General features: G+C 67.4%; 15 protein-coding genes. 11 read left to right on the top strand and 4 right to left on the bottom strand.

Annotated elements, in window-relative coordinates; translation table 11 throughout:
- The first annotated feature begins 21 nt into the window (after window positions 1–21).
- On the top strand, window positions 22–234 hold the full coding sequence (locus ACZ562_RS25360) for an MbtH family protein (RefSeq protein ID WP_471183246.1): 213 nt from the start codon (window positions 22–24) through the stop codon (window positions 232–234).
- A 269-nt stretch (window positions 235–503) separates the two neighbouring features.
- Window positions 504–926: a winged helix-turn-helix domain-containing protein gene (locus ACZ562_RS25355; RefSeq protein ID WP_471183243.1), complete on the top strand. Its 423-nt coding sequence runs from the start codon at window positions 504–506 to the stop codon at window positions 924–926.
- Between the two features lie 10 nt (window positions 927–936).
- Here the strand turns inward: ACZ562_RS25355 and ACZ562_RS25350 are convergent, their stop codons facing one another.
- Entirely contained in the window at window positions 937–1,629 is a 693-nt protein-coding gene (locus ACZ562_RS25350) for a tryptophan 2,3-dioxygenase family protein (protein ID WP_471183240.1), read from the bottom strand.
- Window positions 1,630–1,942: 313 nt separating this feature from the next.
- Between ACZ562_RS25350 and ACZ562_RS25345 the strand changes: the two genes are divergently transcribed.
- Window positions 1,943–3,130 (top strand): cytochrome P450, encoded by a 1,188-nt coding sequence (locus ACZ562_RS25345; protein ID WP_471183237.1) that lies wholly within the window; start codon window positions 1,943–1,945, stop codon window positions 3,128–3,130.
- An 18-nt stretch (window positions 3,131–3,148) separates the two neighbouring features.
- On the opposite strand, the gene ACZ562_RS25340 is transcribed toward ACZ562_RS25345, so the two are convergent.
- Window positions 3,149–4,903 (bottom strand): non-ribosomal peptide synthetase, encoded by a 1,755-nt coding sequence (locus tag ACZ562_RS25340; protein ID WP_471183233.1) that lies wholly within the window; start codon window positions 4,901–4,903, stop codon window positions 3,149–3,151.
- A 233-nt stretch (window positions 4,904–5,136) separates the two neighbouring features.
- Window positions 5,137–5,895 (bottom strand): TioE family transcriptional regulator, encoded by a 759-nt coding sequence (locus ACZ562_RS25335; RefSeq protein WP_471183230.1) that lies wholly within the window; start codon window positions 5,893–5,895, stop codon window positions 5,137–5,139.
- Window positions 5,896–6,053: 158 nt separating this feature from the next.
- On the opposite strand from ACZ562_RS25335, the gene ACZ562_RS25330 reads away from it, so the two are divergent.
- The 6 genes from ACZ562_RS25330 (at window position 6,054) to ACZ562_RS25305 (ending at window position 13,925) form a co-directional block, all read left to right on the top strand.
- Window positions 6,054–8,432, top strand: coding sequence for an ATP-binding cassette domain-containing protein (locus tag ACZ562_RS25330; protein ID WP_471183401.1), 2,379 nt, complete (start codon window positions 6,054–6,056; stop codon window positions 8,430–8,432).
- A 230-nt stretch (window positions 8,433–8,662) separates the two neighbouring features.
- Complete coding sequence (locus ACZ562_RS25325) at window positions 8,663–9,601, top strand: NAD(P)/FAD-dependent oxidoreductase (protein WP_471183228.1); 939 nt, start codon at window positions 8,663–8,665, stop codon at window positions 9,599–9,601.
- Between the two features lie 156 nt (window positions 9,602–9,757).
- Complete coding sequence (locus ACZ562_RS25320; protein WP_471183399.1) at window positions 9,758–10,741, top strand: ATP-binding cassette domain-containing protein; 984 nt, start codon at window positions 9,758–9,760, stop codon at window positions 10,739–10,741.
- A complete protein-coding gene (locus tag ACZ562_RS25315; RefSeq protein WP_471183226.1) occupies window positions 10,738–11,556 on the top strand; it encodes an ABC transporter permease in 819 nt (272 codons plus the stop codon). The genes ACZ562_RS25320 and ACZ562_RS25315 overlap by 4 nt, the downstream gene beginning before the upstream one ends.
- 209 nt (window positions 11,557–11,765) lie before the next feature.
- Window positions 11,766–12,482, top strand: a complete 717-nt coding sequence (locus ACZ562_RS25310) for a class I SAM-dependent methyltransferase (protein ID WP_471183224.1) — start codon at window positions 11,766–11,768, stop codon at window positions 12,480–12,482.
- Window positions 12,483–12,821: 339 nt separating this feature from the next.
- The gene (locus ACZ562_RS25305) at window positions 12,822–13,925 is read left to right on the top strand and encodes a hypothetical protein (RefSeq protein ID WP_471183222.1); all 1,104 of its coding nucleotides are present in this window, start codon (window positions 12,822–12,824) and stop codon (window positions 13,923–13,925) included.
- Window positions 13,926–14,321: 396 nt separating this feature from the next.
- On the opposite strand, the gene ACZ562_RS25300 is transcribed toward ACZ562_RS25305, so the two are convergent.
- On the bottom strand, window positions 14,322–14,492 hold the full coding sequence (locus ACZ562_RS25300) for a hypothetical protein (protein WP_471183220.1): 171 nt from the start codon (window positions 14,490–14,492) through the stop codon (window positions 14,322–14,324).
- A gap of 620 nt (window positions 14,493–15,112) precedes the next feature.
- On the opposite strand from ACZ562_RS25300, the gene ACZ562_RS25295 reads away from it, so the two are divergent.
- Window positions 15,113–17,278, top strand: coding sequence for a carbon starvation CstA family protein (locus ACZ562_RS25295; RefSeq protein ID WP_471183219.1), 2,166 nt, complete (start codon window positions 15,113–15,115; stop codon window positions 17,276–17,278).
- Window positions 17,279–17,315: 37 nt separating this feature from the next.
- Complete coding sequence (locus ACZ562_RS25290; RefSeq protein WP_471183396.1) at window positions 17,316–17,480, top strand: YbdD/YjiX family protein; 165 nt, start codon at window positions 17,316–17,318, stop codon at window positions 17,478–17,480.
- Window positions 17,481–17,504: the final 24 nt, after the last annotated feature.

The following is a 17,504-nucleotide window of genomic DNA, read 5'->3' as shown; positions in this document are numbered from 1 at the left end:
AAAGAGATCTGGAGGATACGGGTGAGCATCAATCCGTTCGACGATGAGAACGGCCAGTTCCATGTGCTGGTCAACGACGAGGACCAGCACTCCCTCTGGCCCGCGTTTTGCGAGGTGCCGACCGGCTGGCGAGTCGTCTTCGGGCCGGCGGGACGGGCGGAGAGCATCGCCTACGTGGAGGAGAATTGGGTCGACATGCGGCCCCGCAGTCTTCGGGAGGCAATGAGCGGGTAGGCCACAGGCCGTGCTGTGAGGCGCACGGCCGGGGTCTCCCGGAACACATCGTGCCGCCGCTGGTTGCGGGCCATAACGACCGAACTACCATGGCCTGCACCCATTTGCACATGCACGGCAGAGGTGAGGACGCCGCATAGAGGCGAGGCTGGTGACCATCCATGAGCGTCAACGGGGAGGCTTGTGCTGTGGGAGGCACAAACAGCGACGTCATGTTCGTCCGATGGCCGGCACAAAAGGACCTTCGGAATCGATGTAAGAGGGAGGGTGTGCCCCGTCTCCTCGTCGTCGAGGGAGGGGCGCGGCCTCCGGTATGCAACGATCCCTTTGAAGACTGGGTTCGTGCACCCATATCCCGAGATGATCTGGATGCTCGCGTAACAGCGTTACAGAACCGGCTCGAGAGCCGCCAGGTTCCGACGCTCGATTCGGCCGGAACGCTGTGCTTCGGTGCTCATTCGATCACCATCTCGAACGTCCAGACCGAATTGATGGAGCTGCTCATCGAGCATTTCGGGGAGGTGGTGTACCGGCATGAACTGACGCAGCGGCTCGCGGAGCGGGTGCCGAGCCCGACGAGGAACTCGCTCGACCTCCACATCATGCGGCTCCGCCGCCGCCTGTCTCCGATCGACCTGGTCATCCGGACCGCGTGGGGCCGCGGTTACGTGCTGGAAACCGCGGCCGCCTAGCCAGCGGCTGTCAGTGGTGCACCTTTCCCCGCAGCCGACGGAGCTCGGGGAAGGGCCTGGTGGCTCGGCGGGCAAGGAAGTCGACACCGCTTGAGCCGCCGGTGCCGCCCTCCTCCCCGACCATCTTCGACACCAGCGCCAGGTGCGCCAGTTTCCAGTGCCAGTATCCGTTTCCGATTTCCAGCAGCGCTTCCGCGATGCGGTGCAGAACCCCGGACTCGACACCACGACGGCACACATCGTGAACCGACCGACCGTGATACTCGGCTGCCGCTACGAACGCCTCGTACAGGCTGCCTGGATGCTGGTCGTCGCCCAGGAGACCGGTCAGCCGCCGGAACTGTGTCGACTGGGCGCCGCTCGCTGTGTCCAGATATGGCCGGAACTCGGCGAAATAACGGAGCGGCAGTTTCTCCAGGGCAAGAAGCTGGTCTTGCAGCACGCGGAGGATCGTGCCGGTTCGCAGCAGGAATTCGAGACTCAGCTCCAGATCGTAGGTGTCACAAGGGGGTACGAGGGATTCGGCAGCGGCGTCCAGGTCGGACCCGATCTGTTTCAGCCACAACTCGCAAGACTGGTGGGTGATGATGAAGAACTGCTCTGCCAGCACGACCGCCCGGCTGGCCGTGTCCGGAGTCCGCGGCTCCTGGAGCGAAAGCAGGGTCTCCATCCGCAGATAGTCCGCATACGTCAGAGTGCTCAAGACGCCGCCTCCTCGCTGATGACTTGCACTGGTGAAGTCGATGAGTTCAAAAAACTCCGGCTTTCAGCACCTCTGCAAAGCCGGTGCAGGGCACGACGGCGATGTTCCTCGTACCTGAGTCGAGGTACCGAAGAGCCGGACACGAACACCTGCCGTCGGCCTCGGCCGGTGACGCCGGTGAGTTCGGTGACCCATGCTCCGGAGCATGTCACGGCAGCGGAGTGACTGATCCCAATCTTTCGGCTCTCAGTCAAGGAGAAAGACCTGGGCAAGATACCCACGACGCCGTCGCCGCTGTTGTCACGATTCACACATGAGGACGCGGACTGAGCTGGACCTGACCGACGCCACCACCTTCGTCCGGCACGATGTGCACGAGTTCTGGCGCGAAGTGCGGAAGTCGAAGCCCGTGTACTGGCACGACGGCGATCCTGGGTTCTGGGTCGTCGCCCGCCACGCCGACGTGCTTTCCTGCTACGCCGACGTGAAGGCGTTGAGTTCCGCACGCGGGACCGTGCTGGACGTACTGCTGCGCGGCGGAGACTCCGCCGGCGGCAAGATGCTCGCGGTCACCGACCGGCCCCGGCACCGCGAGCTGCGCAACCTGATGCAGCGGGCGTTTTCGCCGCGCGTGCTCGGCGAAGTCGAGCACAACGTCCGGCGGCGGGCGTCCCGCCTCATCAGGACGGTCACCCAGCTGGGTGAGTTCGACTTCGCGACGGAGGTCGCGGAGCACATTCCGATGAACACCATCTGCGATCTGCTCTCCATTCCACAGGAGGACCGCAAGCAACTGCTCCAGTGGAACAAGCTGGCGCTCTCCTCGGACGACGCCGAAGCAGACGAACTCGACTCGCTCGAGGCGCGGAACGAGATCGTCGGCTACTTCATGGACCTCGCCCAGCAACGCCGGCGCGACCCGGACGACGACGTCATCAGCATGATCGCAACCGCGGAGGCCGGCGGCCGCCCGCTCACGCCGGAGGAGGTCGCCCTCAACTGCTACAGCCTCATTCTCGGCGGCGACGAGTCGTCTCGGGTGTCGGCGATCTGCGCGGTGAAGACACTCGCCGAGCACCCCGGCCAATGGCGCGCGCTGCGTGACGGCTCGGCCGGTCTCGACTCGGCCGTCGAAGAGGTGCTCCGGTGGGCGACTCCCGCGATGCACTTCGCGCGCACCGCGACCCAGGACCTGGAGATCGGCGGGCAACGGGTGCGCGCAGGCGACATCGTGACGCTGTGGAACACCTCCGCCAACAACGACGAGGAGGTGTTCGCCGCGCCTCGCCGGTTCGACCTGACCCGCTCCCCCAACAAGCACGTGTCGTTCGGCCACGGCCCGCACTTCTGCGTCGGCGCGTTTCTCGGCCGGATGGAGCTGCGGGCGTTGCTGAGCGCGCTCACACAGTCGGTCACCGAGATCCGGGTGTGCGGCACGCCCGCACCGGTCTACTCGAACTTCCTGCACGGCTACAGCAGCCTGCCGGTTGCCTTCCGCTGAACTGCTCGTCGCCCGGCGTCAGGCGTCAGTGCGCAGGCGGCCCTCGACAGCCGCGACGAGCTCACCGATCGTCGACGACTGCAGAACGGTTCGGATCGGCACTCTGACGTCGAACTCCTCACGAATCCGTCCGGCCAGCCTGGTCGCCTGCACGGAATGTCCGCCGAGATCGAAGAAGTTGTCGTCGGTACCCGCCGCCGGGATCGCAAGGATGTCCCGCACCATCGCGCAGATGACGGCCGCACAGCCGTCCACTTCGCTGTCGTCCTGTCCCCGCGGTCCGGTCGGCCGCACGTCCGGCGCCGGCAGGGCGTCTCGGTCGATCTTTCCGTTCGCCAGCGTGGGAAAGCGGTCCAGCACCGTGACCCTCGCCGGCACCATGTGCGCGGGCAGGGACTTGGCGACGTGTGCGCGGAGCTCGGCGGGCCCTGCCGGGGCGGTGGTCGTGACATAACCGACGACGTGCGCATCGGCCAGGTCACCCCGCACCACGGCGACGGCGACGTCCACCGCCGGATGAGCGGCAAGCCGGGACTCTATTTCACCGAGTTCGACACGGAACCCGCGCAGTTTCACCTGACCGTCCAGGCGACCGGTGAAGGACAACTCGCCGTCGGGCCCCATACGGCCCAGGTCACCCGTGCGGTACATCCGGCTGCCGGACGGTCCGAACGGGTTCGCCACGAACTTCGCCGCGGTCGCCGAGGACCGGTTCAGATACCCGCGCGCCAGTCCGCTGCCCGCGATGTACAGCTCACCTTCCGAGCCCGGCGGCACGTGGCGCATGCGCTCGTCGAGCACATATACCTCGTTGCCGATCCACGGGGTTCCGATTCCGACGTCGTCGGCGTCGCGTATCGGTCCGCTGATCGTCGCGCCGACCGTCACTTCGGTCGGGCCGTAGCCGTTGAACATCCGGCTCGCGTGCGACCACTTACGTACCAGCGTCGGCGTGCAACTGTCCCCGGTGGACATGACAGTTCCGCCGTTCAGGACGTCCTCGGCGTCGGTCACGCTCAATGCGACCGGTGGCAGCGTCGCGTGGGTGATGTCGTACTTGAGCAGGGTGTCCCTCAGCGGCTGGCCCGGCAGCAGGTCCTCCGCGGGTGCCATTACGAGCGTCGCACCCGACAGCAACGCCAACGTCACGTCCCAGAACGCGGCATCGAAACTGATCGACGCCCACTGGAGCACCCGATCGCCGGGCCCCGCACCGAGAACGGCCGCCTGGGTGTCCACCATGTCACGCACGCCGCTGTGCGGCACAGCGACGCCCTTCGGTGTGCCGGTCGACCCCGATGTGTAGATCACGTACATCAGGTGCTCCGGATGCAGCTCCGCGCGGCGTTCGTGCTGAGCGACGTCATGCCCCGGCAACTCCGCGCAGACGCTCTCGAAAGCCGGGTCGTCGAGCACGATCTCCGGCAGCCCCGAGTCGAGGGACGCGACCGAGGACGACCTCAGGAGCAGCGCCGGCCGCGCGTCGGACAGCATGAACGACAAGCGTTCCGCCGGATAGCCCGGGTCGAGCGGGAGGTAGGCGCCGCCGGCTTTGAGTACGGCCGTGATCGCCACGATCAGGTCATTCGACTTCGGCACCGCGACCGCGACGAGCGAGTCCGGGCCGACTCCGTGCGCGATCAAGCTGCGCGCGAGCCGGTTGGCCCGGGTGTTCACTTCCGTGTATCCGAACGTGCTCTCGTCGTCGATGAGAGCGGGCTCTCCACCTCGCCGGGCGACGGTTGACTCGAACAGTGCCGGAACCGTGTACAACCGAGTCAGCTCCTTCGCGAGAGTCCCTGATCAACGGCGAATCTAGTGTCCGTCCTCGACGGCGCCCGGTGAATCCTTCCCATCTCTGTCACGGCCTTTCAGATGACGTCGCGTGACTGATCATGCCGTGACTTCGAGCGCGGCAGGCGGAGTCCGTCTTGTGCCTGCGAGACGGCAGCTGAGCCGTCGCTGATGTGCAGGACCGCAGCAGCGTGCGGCCGACGGGTGTCGGTTCAGTGCTCCGCCGCGACGGTGGGGTGGGTGGGCGGCTCGGCCGGGGCGATGTCGAGGAGCGCCACGTACCGAGAGAGTTGGGCGGCGGCGTCGAGCATCGAGACCCCCCGGGTGGTGAGTCTTTGCCGCCAGTCGTCCAGGGCGGCGGACAGTGCCTGTGTGCCGCCGGCTGTACGGATCTGCCGGACCACCGTGGCGATGTGGTCCAGCGGGTAGCCGCCCCGTCGCAGGAGGTGGGCCAGCTCGGCGTCGCGGATGTCGGGGGCACCGTACGTGCGGTGCCCGGTGACCGGCTCGCGGTCGGGGGCGAGGATGCCCGCCACTTCCCAGTTGCGCAGGGTCGCCGCGGTGACGCCAAGGCGGTGCGCCAGTTCGCCGATGCCGAGGGGCTCGGAGCTCTCGGGTGCGTGCGCGGCGGTCTCCGGGTCGGTGGTCAGGTGCTCGACGGCCTGTCCGACCGCCTCCAGTGTTCCCCGGTCGCGCAGCAGTTGGGCATGACTGCGGTCGACGGCCGTCAGCGCGGCGTCGAGTTCGCCCGCGTTGAGCGACCTCATGATCTGGCCGCTCACGGCGTAACCGTGCGCCGGGATGAGCGCCAGATAGGCGCGCAGGGCCGCCGCATGCGCCTCGGTGTAGGTCCGGTAGCCGGACGGGGTGCGTTCGGCGAGCGGGATGAACCCGTCCCGCTCGTAGTTGCGGACCGCCTGGGTCGAGATGCCGTGCTCGCGGGCGAGGTCGAAGGGGCGCAGGTAATCCATGGTTTGAGACTGTAGCGCACTCTTCCTGCGGCGTTTCTGGCAAAAGTCTCAACACGTATTGCAGGTATACGCTTGATGTCATGAGCAGGGAAGTTCAGGATTTCGTCGCCACCTCACCTGACGAAGGCGTGCCGCGCACAACACCTGGGAGGGACACGATGACCGTCGGCACGAGGACGGACACACAGCCGCATGCGTTGCATGTCGCCGACAGCCACGATCTGATCCGCGTGCACGGTGCGCGTGAGAACAACCTCAAGAACGTCAACGTCGAGATCCCCAAGCGCCGGCTGACGGTGTTCACCGGTGTCTCCGGCTCGGGCAAGAGTTCTCTGGTGTTCGACACGATCGCCGCGGAGTCGCAGCGGCTGATCAACGAGACCTACAGCGCCTTCGTACAGGGCTTCATGCCGACACTGGGGCGGCCCGAGGTCGACTTCCTCGACGGACTGACCACCGCGATCATCGTCGACCAGCAGCCGATGGGCAGCAGTCCTCGCTCCACGGTCGGCACCGCCACCGACGCGGGCGCGTTGCTGCGCATCCTGTTCAGCCGGCTCGCCAAGCCGTACATCGGCTCGCAGAAGGCGTTCGCCTTCAACGTCGCCTCTGCCGACGCGTCGGGCACGCTGGTGGTGAACGGGAAGAAGATCGAGAAGGGCTTCAGCGTCGTCGGCGGCATGTGTCTGCGCTGCGAGGGCATGGGCAGCGTCTCCGACATCGATCCCACCCAGCTCTACGACGACTCCAGGTCGCTCGCCGACGGCGCGATCACCATCCCGGGCTGGAAGGCGGACGGCTGGGTGGTGCAGTCGTTCACCGAGTCCGGTTTCCTCGACCCGCACAAGCCGATCCGCGACTACACCTCCGCAGAGCTCCACGACTTCCTGCACCGGGACCCGGTCAAGGTCAAGGTGAAGGGGATCAACACCACCTACGAGGGTCTGCTCGCGCGGGTCCAGAAGTCGTTCCTGTCCAAGGACAAGGATGCGCTGCAGCCGCACATCCGTGCCTTCGTGGACCGCGCGGTGACGTTCTCCGTCTGTCCAGGGTGCGACGGTACCCGGCTCACCGCGCTGACCCGGTCATCGAAGATCGACGGGATCAACATCGCCGACGCCTGCGCGATGCAGATCAGCGACCTGGCCGCATGGGTCCGCGGCCTCGACGAGCCGTCGGTCGCGACGCTGCTGACGGTGCTCGGCGAGGTCCTCGACTCGTTCGTCTCGATCGGGCTGGGCTATCTCTCGCTCGACCGGTCGTCGGGCACGCTCTCGGGCGGTGAGGCGCAGCGCGTCAAGATGGTTCGCCATCTCGGTTCCGCGCTCACCGACGTCACCTACGTCTTCGACGAGCCCACGGTCGGCCTGCATCCGCACGACATTCAGCGCATGAACGACCTGCTGCTCCAGCTGCGCGACAAGGGCAACACCGTTCTGGTGGTGGAGCACAAGCCGGAGACGATCCTGTTCGCCGACCACGTCGTCGACATCGGGCCGATGGCCGGTGTGGCCGGCGGCGAGGTGGTCTTCGAGGGCACGGTGGAGGGGCTGCGGGCCAGTGGCACGATCACCGGACGGCACCTGGACGACCGGGCCTCGGTGAAGCCGTCGGTGCGCAAGCCGTCCGGCGTGCTGGAGGTGCGCGGCGCGGACACCCACAACCTGCGCGACGTCGACGTGGACATCCCGCTCGGCGTGCTCACCGTGGTCACCGGGGTCGCCGGCTCCGGCAAGAGTTCCCTGATCCACGGCTCGGTGGCCGGACGGGACGGCGTGGTGACGGTGGACCAGGGAGCCATCAAGGGTTCCCGACGCAGCAACCCGGCGACGTACACCGGAATGCTCGACCCGATCCGCAAGGCGTTCGCCAAGGCCAACGGCGTGAAGCCGGCGCTGTTCAGCGCCAACTCCGAGGGCGCCTGCCCGAACTGCAAGGGCGCCGGCGTCATCTACACCGACCTGGCGATCATGGCCGGCGTCGCCACCCCCTGCGAGGAGTGCGAGGGGAAGCGGTTCCAGGCGTCGGTGCTCAAGTACCGCCTCGGCGGCCGCGACATCAGCGAGGTGTTCGCGATGTCGGTGATCGAGGCCGAGGAGTTCTTCCGCGGCGGTGAGGCGCGCACCCCGGCCGCACACGCCGTCCTCGGCCGGCTCGCCGATGTCGGGTTGGGCTACCTCAGCCTCGGCCAGCCGCTCACCACCCTGTCCGGCGGCGAGCGGCAACGCCTCAAGCTGGCCACCCACATGGCCGGGACCGGCAGCGTGTACATCCTCGACGAGCCGACCAGCGGCCTGCACCTCGCCGACGTCGAGCAACTGCTCGGCCTGCTCGACCGGCTGGTGGACGCCGGCAGGTCGGTCGTCGTCGTCGAGCACCACCAGGCGGTCATGGCGCACGCCGACTGGATCATCGACCTCGGCCCCGGCGCGGGCCACGACGGCGGCCGGATCGTCTTCGAGGGCACTCCCGCCGAGCTCGTCGCCGCCCGCTCCACCCTCACCGGCGAGCACCTCGCGGACTACGTCGGCGGCTGAGGCGAGGCATCCCCGGGGCGAACGGCCCCGGGGATGCCGTCGCGCTGGGCCGGATCACCTCGGCCACGGTCGGCTCACAGGAGGAGTACCACTGTTCGCGGCCCGGCTGCGGTGCCCCTGATGCGCCGTCTTTGGGCGCCTGTCTGGCCGAGTTCTTTCACTCCGGCCGGTTCCGCACCGGGGCCGCGACCAGGATCTCGCTGACATCGCCTGACGGAGGGTACCGATCCATGTCTTCGAAACCCGACACCGAAACCGTCATCGTCGGGGCCGGCCCGGCCGGTCTGACGGCGGCACTCTTCCTGGCCAGGTACCGCCACCGGGTGGTCGTCGTGGACAGTCGCCACGCGCCGCGGAACAGCGCGTCGGGAGGCGTCCACGGGCATGTCGGGATGGACGGCGTCGCTCCCGCCGACATCCGCTCGCGCGCCTGGAAGGAACTCTCCCGGTACACGACCGTGGACCTTCTGGAAGCCGATGCCGAAAGCGTGCGCACCACGGACGGCGGCCGATTTCGTGTCGGTCTCGACAACGGCGGCACCATCGAGGCTTCGACCGTCCTGCTCGCCACCGGTGTCGTCGACGTCTACCCGACAGACGTGGACGGGTTTTCGGCTTGCTGGGGCCACACCGTGATCCACTGCCCGTTCTGCCTCGGCGAGGAGAACGCCGACCGGCGCTGGGCCGTCGTCACGGACAACGCGGAACTTGCCACGCTGTCCGCTGTGGCATTCCGTGCGTGGAGCACCGACACGGTCGCCATCTGCGGGGAGTCGATGCCGGGCATCGACAGCGCTCGCACAGCCGCGCGCGGCATGGGAGGTGACGTCATCGCGGGCACGATCCGCCGCCTGCATCACCGTGGCGGATCGCTGTACGCGGTCGAGTTCGACGACGGCCGCGCCCTGGAGCGGGAAACGCTGGTGTGGACGCCGCCGCAGCGGCAGCAACCCGTCGTCGCCCGAGCGGTCGACGAGCTGAACGTGACGGTCGACGACGGGGGCTTCGTCAGCGTCAGTGACACGCAACGCACAAACGTCCCGGGCCTGTACGCGGCCGGGGACCTGGCCTCCCGATGGAAGCAGTCCTTCACCGCATCGGCCGCGGCGGGGGCCACAGCCGCCGACGCCATACACGCCTCGGCGATTCTGGGCGCCGTCCGCCACTGAACCGAACTGTGGCATCACGGTTTGAAACTTTGGCAGGCCGTTCCCAGCAATCTTTCGCAAAAGTCTCAACTGGGGTTGCAAGGATACACTTGAGCATTGAGGGCAGGGGGTTTGGAGTTCGTCACCACGCTCAGATCCAGAGAGGACACCTGGCAGATGCCGGCAGCGATCAAAATGGCTGGATTATGTAAGAGCTTTGGCTCGGTGACGGCACTCGATCACCTTGAGCTCACCGTGCCGGAGGGCACGGTGCACGGGCTGCTCGGTCCCAACGGCGCGGGAAAGACGACCACTGTCCACCTTCTGAGCACCCTGATCAGGCCGGACGACGGGACAGCCGAGGTGTTCGGCATCGACGTGCGCAGCGATCCGCGGCGAGTGCGGTCCATCATCGGACTGACCGGCCAGTACGCCGCGGTCGACCAGTTGCTGACCGGGCGCGAGAATCTGCACATGATCGGCAGGCTGTTCCGACTGTCCAGGTCCGACAGCAGGGCACGGGCGAGCGAGCTGCTGGAGCGCTTCGATCTGGGCGGGGCGGCCGACCGGCACACGAAGACCTACTCGGGTGGGATGCGCCGCAGGCTCGACCTCGCCGCGAGCCTCATGGCACGGCCCAGACTCATCTTCCTCGACGAGCCGACAACCGGCCTGGACCCGCGCAGCCGCATGGAGGTGTGGCAGATCGTGCGCGAGCTGGTCGCGGAGGGCACGACCGTGCTGCTCACGACGCAGTACCTGGAGGAGGCGGACCAGCTCGCTGACTCGCTGTCAGTGATCGACCAAGGCAAGGTCATAGCCGGCGGCACGCCCGACGAGCTGAAGGCACAGGTGGGCCAGGACTGGGTCGGCATCACACTCATCGACGGCGCCGCCATCGAGGAGACCACGAAACTCCTGCGGACGAGGCTGGGCACCGAGCCGATCGCCGACCCGGAGAGGATGCTGGTCCAAGCGCCGCTGGCCGACGGCAGCACGCTGACCGACCTGCTGCATCTGCTCAAGGACTCCGGTGTCGCGATCGTTGACGTGGCGGTCCGCCGCCCCACACTCGACGACGTGTTCCTCGCCGTCACCGGTCGCTCCGCCGAGCACAAGACCGACAAGCAGAAAACCGGGAAGGACAACAAGCGGTCATGACGTCCACGGCCTTGACGTTGCAGAGCGGCACGGTGAACACCCAGCCGCAGAGCGGAGTCACATGGTGGTTGTCCGACGTGTGGGAAATGACACTGCGCAACATCCGGCATATTCTGCGCAGCCCCGAGCTTGTGATGTTCTCGCTCCTCCAGCCGGCCATGTTCATCCTGCTGTTCACGTACGTCTTCGGCGGCGCGATCAACATCGGGGGCGGACGTTACTCCCAGTTCCTGCTACCCGGCATCTTCGTCCAGATGGCGCTCTACGGTTCGGCCGCCGGCACCACCATCGGCGTCGCCACGGAAATGCACGAAGGCCTGATGGACCGCTTCCGTTCGATGCCGATGAGCCGCTCCGCGGTGCTCGTCGGCCGCACGGTGTCGGAGATCTTCCGCAACGCCGTCGTCGTGGCCGTGACCGTGGTCATCGGCATGCTCGTCGGCTTCCGTTTTCTCAACGGATTCCTGCCTGCGCTGGCCGGCATGCTGCTGTTGCTGCTGTTCGGCTACGCGGTGTCATGGCTCGGCGCGTTCATCGGTCTGTCGGTGCCCAGTGCGGAGGCCGCCCAGGCCGCCGGCGGCGTGTGGATCTTCCCCTTCACTCTGATCTCCTCGGCATTCGTGCCGACCGAGACGATGCCGGGATGGCTGCAGGCCTACGCCGCCCACAGTCCCATGACCGCGGCCGTGAACGCACTGCGCGCACTGTTCAGCGGCGGCCCGGCGGGCAGCTACGTACTCCAGACGGTCGCCTGGTCGATCGGCCTGATCGTGGTCTTCGCCCCGCTCACGGTGCGCAAGTACGGCTCGCGCTGACCGCACGCCGACTCGCGAGAGTGCGGCCGGGGGAGAGATGATCTCCGAACCCGGCCGCACGTTCACGTGCTCGGCTTGCGCCGGGTTCGGTTGTGACCGCCTGCCTCCGTCGTGCCCGATCGGTCGCGCGGCCCGGCGGCTTGGAAACCAGGTGACAGAGGTCGGCAAGAGATCGAAAGCGGAACCGAGGACGACGCAACCATGGAAGCATGACTGAACCCGCTTCCCAACCCGACGGAATCGACGCGCTGACCGAGGTCTTCGACGCCGTCTATCGCGGCGAGAGCCCGTTCGGCAAGCGCCCGCCATGGGACATCGGTGCGCCGCAGCCCGCCCACGTCGCAGCCGAGGAAGCGGGACTCATCAGCGGCGCGGTGCTCGATCCGGGCTGCGGAACCGGCGAGGACGCGCTCCACCTGGTAGGCAAGGGCTATGCGGTGACGGGACTCGACCTGGCGCCGACGGCGATCTCCATCGCGCGGCACAAGGCCGAGGAGCGTGGACTCGACGCCACCTTCGAGGTCGCCAACGCCCTCGAACTCGCCGGCTACGACGGACGTTTCGACACCGTGATCGACTCCGGCCTTGCGCACACGTTCGACGCCGGCCGGCTGCGGACCTACGCGGCGGCACTGCACCGCGTCTGCCGCCCGGGAGCGGTCGTGCATGTGCTCTCGATCAGCGATCGCGGGGCCGCGGAGATGCAGGCGCGGCTCGCCGAAGCGATCGAGCAGATCCCGGAGAGACTTCCCGACAGTGCCTCGGCGCCGAGCGGCCCGGAACGGCCCGCCGACCACCTGCGCAACGGCTTCGCCGACGGCTGGACGGTCGAGTCCGTCACCGACACCACCATGCACGGAATACTCCCGACCACATCGGAACCCCTCGACCTGCCCGCCTGGCTCTGCCGATTCCGCCGCACCTGACCCGCAATCCACCGACCGGATTCCGGAACCGCGAATACGGCGTTGTGAAAGTGATGGATCATGAAGGTACGAGTAGGCAAATGGCTACGGGTCCTGGCAGCCTCAGCGGGCAACCGGGCGACCAGGCGAACGAACCTGCGGACCGGCAACCCGCCCAACTCGCCGCACTGGAATGAGGTCACCCGGGTCGCCTTCCGGTTCGGCTTCATCTACGCCGGGCTCTACTGCCTGACGACGCCCCAGATCTACTTGGCTCTGCGGGGTGGCGGACTGGGTCATCTGCAGGAGTCGGCCGACTCCTGGTCGAAGATCTGGTCGATACGTCCGGTGCGGAACTGGGTGGCGGAGCACGTATTCGACAAGAAACTGGGCGAGCGCTTCGACGGCGGCGACGACCTGTACGCGTGGGTGGGGCAGTTCTGCTGGCTGACGGGCGCCGCCGCGGTCACCCCGGTCTGGTCCGCGCTGGACCGGCGCCGGACGAACTACGTGACGCTGGACGCGTGGTTCCGGCTGGTGGTCCGGTTCTGTCTTGCGGGGCAGATGTTCTCCTACGGTGCCGCCAAGGCCATCCCGCTGCAGTTTCAACTGCCGTTGTCCAAGCTCATCGAGCCGTTCGGGAATTTCAGCCCGATGACTGTGCTCTGGTCGCAGACGGGTTCCTCGCAGCCGTACCAGATCCTGCTGGGCTGCGCGGAAATCGTCGGCGGACTGCTGCTGATCCTGCCGAGGACGGCGCCACTGGGTGCGCTGCTGTGCGCGATGGAACTGACTCAGGTGTTCATCCTGAACATGACCTTCGACGTCCCGGTGAAGATCCACTCGTTTCATCTGCTCGTGCTGAGTCTTGTGCTGCTGGCACCGGAGTCGGCGCGCCTCGCCAAAGCCTTCCTGTCGGACGGGGCGGTTGACCCGTCGCCCCGACCGGAACTGTTCCGCACGCGCCGCGCGAACGAGATCGCCGCGGCCGCGCAGATCGTCGCGGGACTGTGGCTGCTCCGTTCGCAGATCAACAACGACCGGGCGTTCTGGAAGAAGTACGGCGGCGGACGGGAAAAGCCCGCGCTGTACGGCATCTGGAACGTGGACGAGTTCTCGGTCGACGGTCAGCAACGCCCGCCGCTGACGTCCGACGGGCAACGATGGCGGCGAGTCGTTTTCGACTCCGCCGACACCGTGACCATCCAGCGCATGGACGACTCGCTCGACGGCTGCGCCGCGGCGGTCGACATGAACGGCCATTCGATCACCTTGCTCAAGATGGCCGACCCGACGTGGAAGGCGGCCTTGACGCTGCAGCGCCCCGCGGACGATCTGTTGACCCTGGAGGGCGAGGCCGACGGCTGCCGGCTGCACGTGCGACTGCACCGACTGGATCTCGACACGTTCCCCCTCTTCGGCCGCGGCTTCCACTGGGTGCAGGAAAACTCCTCCTTGCGGTAACGAACTCGGGGTGCGCCCCAGGCCGGGAGCAATCCGATCTCGGCCGAGAGTCCCGGAGACGTCCCCGGTTCAGATGTCCCGGAAGAGACCAGCAAGCGCGGTGACCTGCCGTGATGGGCGCCCGGTGTCCGCTGACCTGCGCGAATGATCTTTCGGTTGTTTCATGCTCGTGCCGGTTGATGGGGTCGGAAGTCCCAGGATCGAGCGGCTCGTCGCCGAGGGGCGCGTCCGGATTGCTGATCCCGATGACGATTAGGTCGCGGAGTGGCGGCGCGTCGTCAACTACGCGAAGAGGCACGGCCTGGAACCGGCGGGTAAGCGCATCGAGAAGGTTCCGTACGGCGGGCCGGGGCTGGAGCTGTTCCTTGCGGATGACCCGCATCCCAACGCACGGAGTCAGCGGCCGAAGGAGAGAGTGGTGGCCATGGTGGCCATCTCCCAGTCGCCGTCTCCCTTTTCGGCGGTGCGTGTGATGTTGTACGGGCTGATCAGGACGGCGATCGAGGACGCGCTGAAGCCCTTCGAGCCGCGCCCGCACTGGGAGACGTCCCACGTCCCACACAGCACCAGCCGTACGTTCTGGTCGGCGTCGCCACCATGCGCGCACCCCTCACCCAGGCACTCGCCAGGGCAAGCCGCCCTTCGGCCGCTCTCCCGCACCACGCCCGGGTTCTCATGCCTCGAAGAGGATGCGCAGCCGGTGCCCGGCGGCCGGCGGGTGCGAGAGCTCGCCGCGATCGTCCGGCTTCACGACCGGTTGCGTCGGCTGCCGCTCAGAGGAATGGGAACCTGCATGGAGATCCTCTGATTGGGTGTCAACCATGTGGATTGTCTGGGCAACTCTTGTACAGACAGAAAGCCAACGGAGAGGAGAGGCCGCCCTGGCACGCCCCGGTCACCCCGGGTGACGCGCGTCACGGCTGCCGCATTGCTCCTCGCACCTGCAGTCGGCCTGCTGCGGGTTCCGTGTGTCGCCGGTGCACACCCCTCACGTGTCGGCGTGCTGCTCTTGCGCGCGTGCCGACTCGTGCAAGAACTGGGCTGTGCCTTCGCCCCGCCTGCCGCGTCTCCGCCGAGCAGGAGGCAGGACCGGCCCGTGATGTCCGCGCCGCCGTTCCTCGTCCAGGGCTTTCCCCGGACGCCGTGCCACCCCGTTTACATTCACACCCGCCCGGTGAGGAGCCGCCATGCCTACATCAGCCATGCCCGAATCCGCTCTGCTGAACCCTGAAGGACCGCCGCCGCCGCGGTCTCGTATGTCCCTGCGCTCGATTCTCGTGTGGAGCGCGGTCGCCGTGGCCGGTGGGATCGGATGGGCCGTGCTCGCCCTGTCGCGGGGCGAGGAGATCTCTGCCGTCTGGCTTGTGATGGCGGCTCTGGGCTCGTACGCGATCGGCTACCGCTTCTATTCGCGGTTCATCGCCCGGCGTGTCCTGGAGGTCGACGACTCCCGCGCCACTCCGGCCGAGCGGCTGGAGGACGGTGTCGACTACCACCCGACCGACAAGCGGGTGCTGTTCGGCCACCACTTCGCGGCCATCGCCGGCGCCGGTCCGCTGGTCGGCCCAGTGCTGGCCGCACAGATGGGCTATCTGCCGGGCACCATCTGGATCATCGCGGGCGTGATCCTCGGCGGTGCGGTGCAGGACATGATCGTGCTGTTCCTCTCCATGCGCCGGGACGGCAAGAGCCTGGGCCAGATGGCCCGGGACGAGATCGGCAAGGTGGGCGGTGCCGCCGCGCTGATCGGCGTGTTCGCCATCATGATCATCCTGCTGGCGGTGCTGGCGATGGTCGTCGTCAACGCGCTGGCCGAGTCCGCCTGGGGCACCTTCTCGGTTGCCATGACCATCCCCATCGCCCTGTTCATGGGCTTCTACATGCGCTACCTGCGGCCCGGCCGGGTGGTGGAGACCAGCGTCATCGGCGTTGCGCTGCTGATGCTCGCCATCCTCGGCGGCGGCTGGATCCAGGACTCCTCGCTCGCCGAGTACTTCATCTGGAGCCCCACCACCCTGGTCTTCTGCCTGGTCGGCTACGGCTTCGTCGCCTCCGTGCTGCCGGTGTGGATGCTGCTGGCCCCCCGTGACTACCTGTCGACGTTCATGAAGGTCGGCACCATCGCCCTGTTGGCCGTCGGCGTCGTGATCGCCGCCCCGACCCTCAAGGCCGACGGCATGACCGAGTTCGCCTCCACCGGCGCAGGGCCTGTCTTCGCCGGATCGATGTTCCCGTTCTTGTTCATCACCATCACCTGCGGCGCCCTGTCCGGCTTCCACGCCCTGATCTCGGCCGGCACCACCCCGAAGCTGATCCAGAAGGAGTCCCAGGTCCGGCTGATCGGCTACGGCTCCATGCTCACGGAGTCCTTCGTCGCCATCATGGCCCTGATCGCCGCCTGTGTCCTGGAGCCGGGCCTGTTCTACGCGATGAACTCCCCCATGGCCCTGCTCGGCCCGACCGTCGACACTGCCGCGGAGGCGGTGAAGAACCTCGGCTTCAGCATCACCCCGGAGGAGCTGGCCGCGGCGGCCAAGGCCGTCGAGGAGCAGACCCTGGTGGGCCGCTCCGGCGGCGCGCCCACCCTGGCCGTGGGCATGTCGGAGATCTTCGCCGGAGTGTTCGGCGCCACGATGAAGGCCTTCTGGTACCACTTCGCGATCATGTTCGAGGCGCTGTTCATCCTCACCACGGTGGACGCCGGCACCCGGGTCGGCCGGTTCATGCTCCAGGACATGCTGGGCAACGTGTGGAAGCCGATCGGCCGGGTCACCTGGAAGCCCGGTATCTGGATCACCAGCGCCCTGGTCGTGGGTGCGTGGGGCTACTTCCTCTACGCCGGTGTCACCGACCCCCTCGGAGGCATCAAGCAGCTGTACCCGCTGTTCGGCGTCGCCAACCAGCTGCTGGGCGCGGTCGCCCTGGCCGTCACGACCACCGTGCTGATCAAGGTCGGCAAGCTGCGCTGGGCCTGGGTCACCGGCATTCCGCTGGTCTGGGTCGTCGCCGTCACCTTCACCGCGGGCTGGCAGAAGATCTTCTCTGTGGACCCGAAGATCGGCTTCTTCGCCCTGCGTGACAAGTACGCGGCGGCCATCGAGAACGGCGAGCTCCTGCCGGGTGCCACGAACATGGACGACATGCACACCATCGTCCTCAACAACACCGTCGACGGCGTGATCATGGCGATCTTTCTTCTGCTCGTCCTCACCGTCCTGGTCAACTGCGCCGTGGTGTGCGTCCGTGCCGTCCGTGCCGGGCAGCCGGTGCCGACGGCCGAGGCACCCTACGTCGCCTCCCGCATCGACGTCCCCGCCCAGCGGGAGGAGTCCCTGGCCGAGGTGCGGGCTTGAGGGCCGCCGCCCGCTGGGGGCGGGCGTGCGCTAGTACCTGCGGGAACTGACGGGCCAAGGGGAGTACCACCGCTACTGCGAGCGCCACCGACGCCACCACCCCCGGGCCCCGGTACCCACCCGCCGCGAATACCAGGAACAGCGCACACTGCACCGAGAGACCCACCCCCAGAGCAGCTGCTGCTGCTCCGTCCCCTCCTGAGACCGGTGTCCCCCCGGAGACGAT

It is taken from the genome of Streptomyces sp. NPDC040410 (assembly GCF_055595715.1).
Note: the sequence above shows the minus strand (reverse complement) of the source record. Positions and strands in the feature narration are given on the sequence as shown.

Excerpts from the sequence above, each read along its gene's own strand:
- ACZ562_RS25345 (WP_471183237.1), top strand. The coding sequence starts at position 1,943 with ATGAGGACGCGGACTGAGCTGGACCTGACCGACGCCACCACCTTCGTC.
- ACZ562_RS25335 (WP_471183230.1), bottom strand. The coding sequence starts at position 5,895 with ATGGATTACCTGCGCCCCTTCGACCTCGCCCGCGAGCACGGCATCTCG.
- ACZ562_RS25330 (WP_471183401.1), top strand. The coding sequence starts at position 6,054 with ATGACCGTCGGCACGAGGACGGACACACAGCCGCATGCGTTGCATGTC.
- ACZ562_RS25325 (WP_471183228.1), top strand. The coding sequence starts at position 8,663 with ATGTCTTCGAAACCCGACACCGAAACCGTCATCGTCGGGGCCGGCCCG.
- ACZ562_RS25320 (WP_471183399.1), top strand. The coding sequence starts at position 9,758 with ATGCCGGCAGCGATCAAAATGGCTGGATTATGTAAGAGCTTTGGCTCG.
- ACZ562_RS25315 (WP_471183226.1), top strand. The coding sequence starts at position 10,738 with ATGACGTCCACGGCCTTGACGTTGCAGAGCGGCACGGTGAACACCCAG.
- ACZ562_RS25310 (WP_471183224.1), top strand. The coding sequence starts at position 11,766 with ATGACTGAACCCGCTTCCCAACCCGACGGAATCGACGCGCTGACCGAG.
- ACZ562_RS25295 (WP_471183219.1), top strand. The coding sequence starts at position 15,113 with ATGCCTACATCAGCCATGCCCGAATCCGCTCTGCTGAACCCTGAAGGA.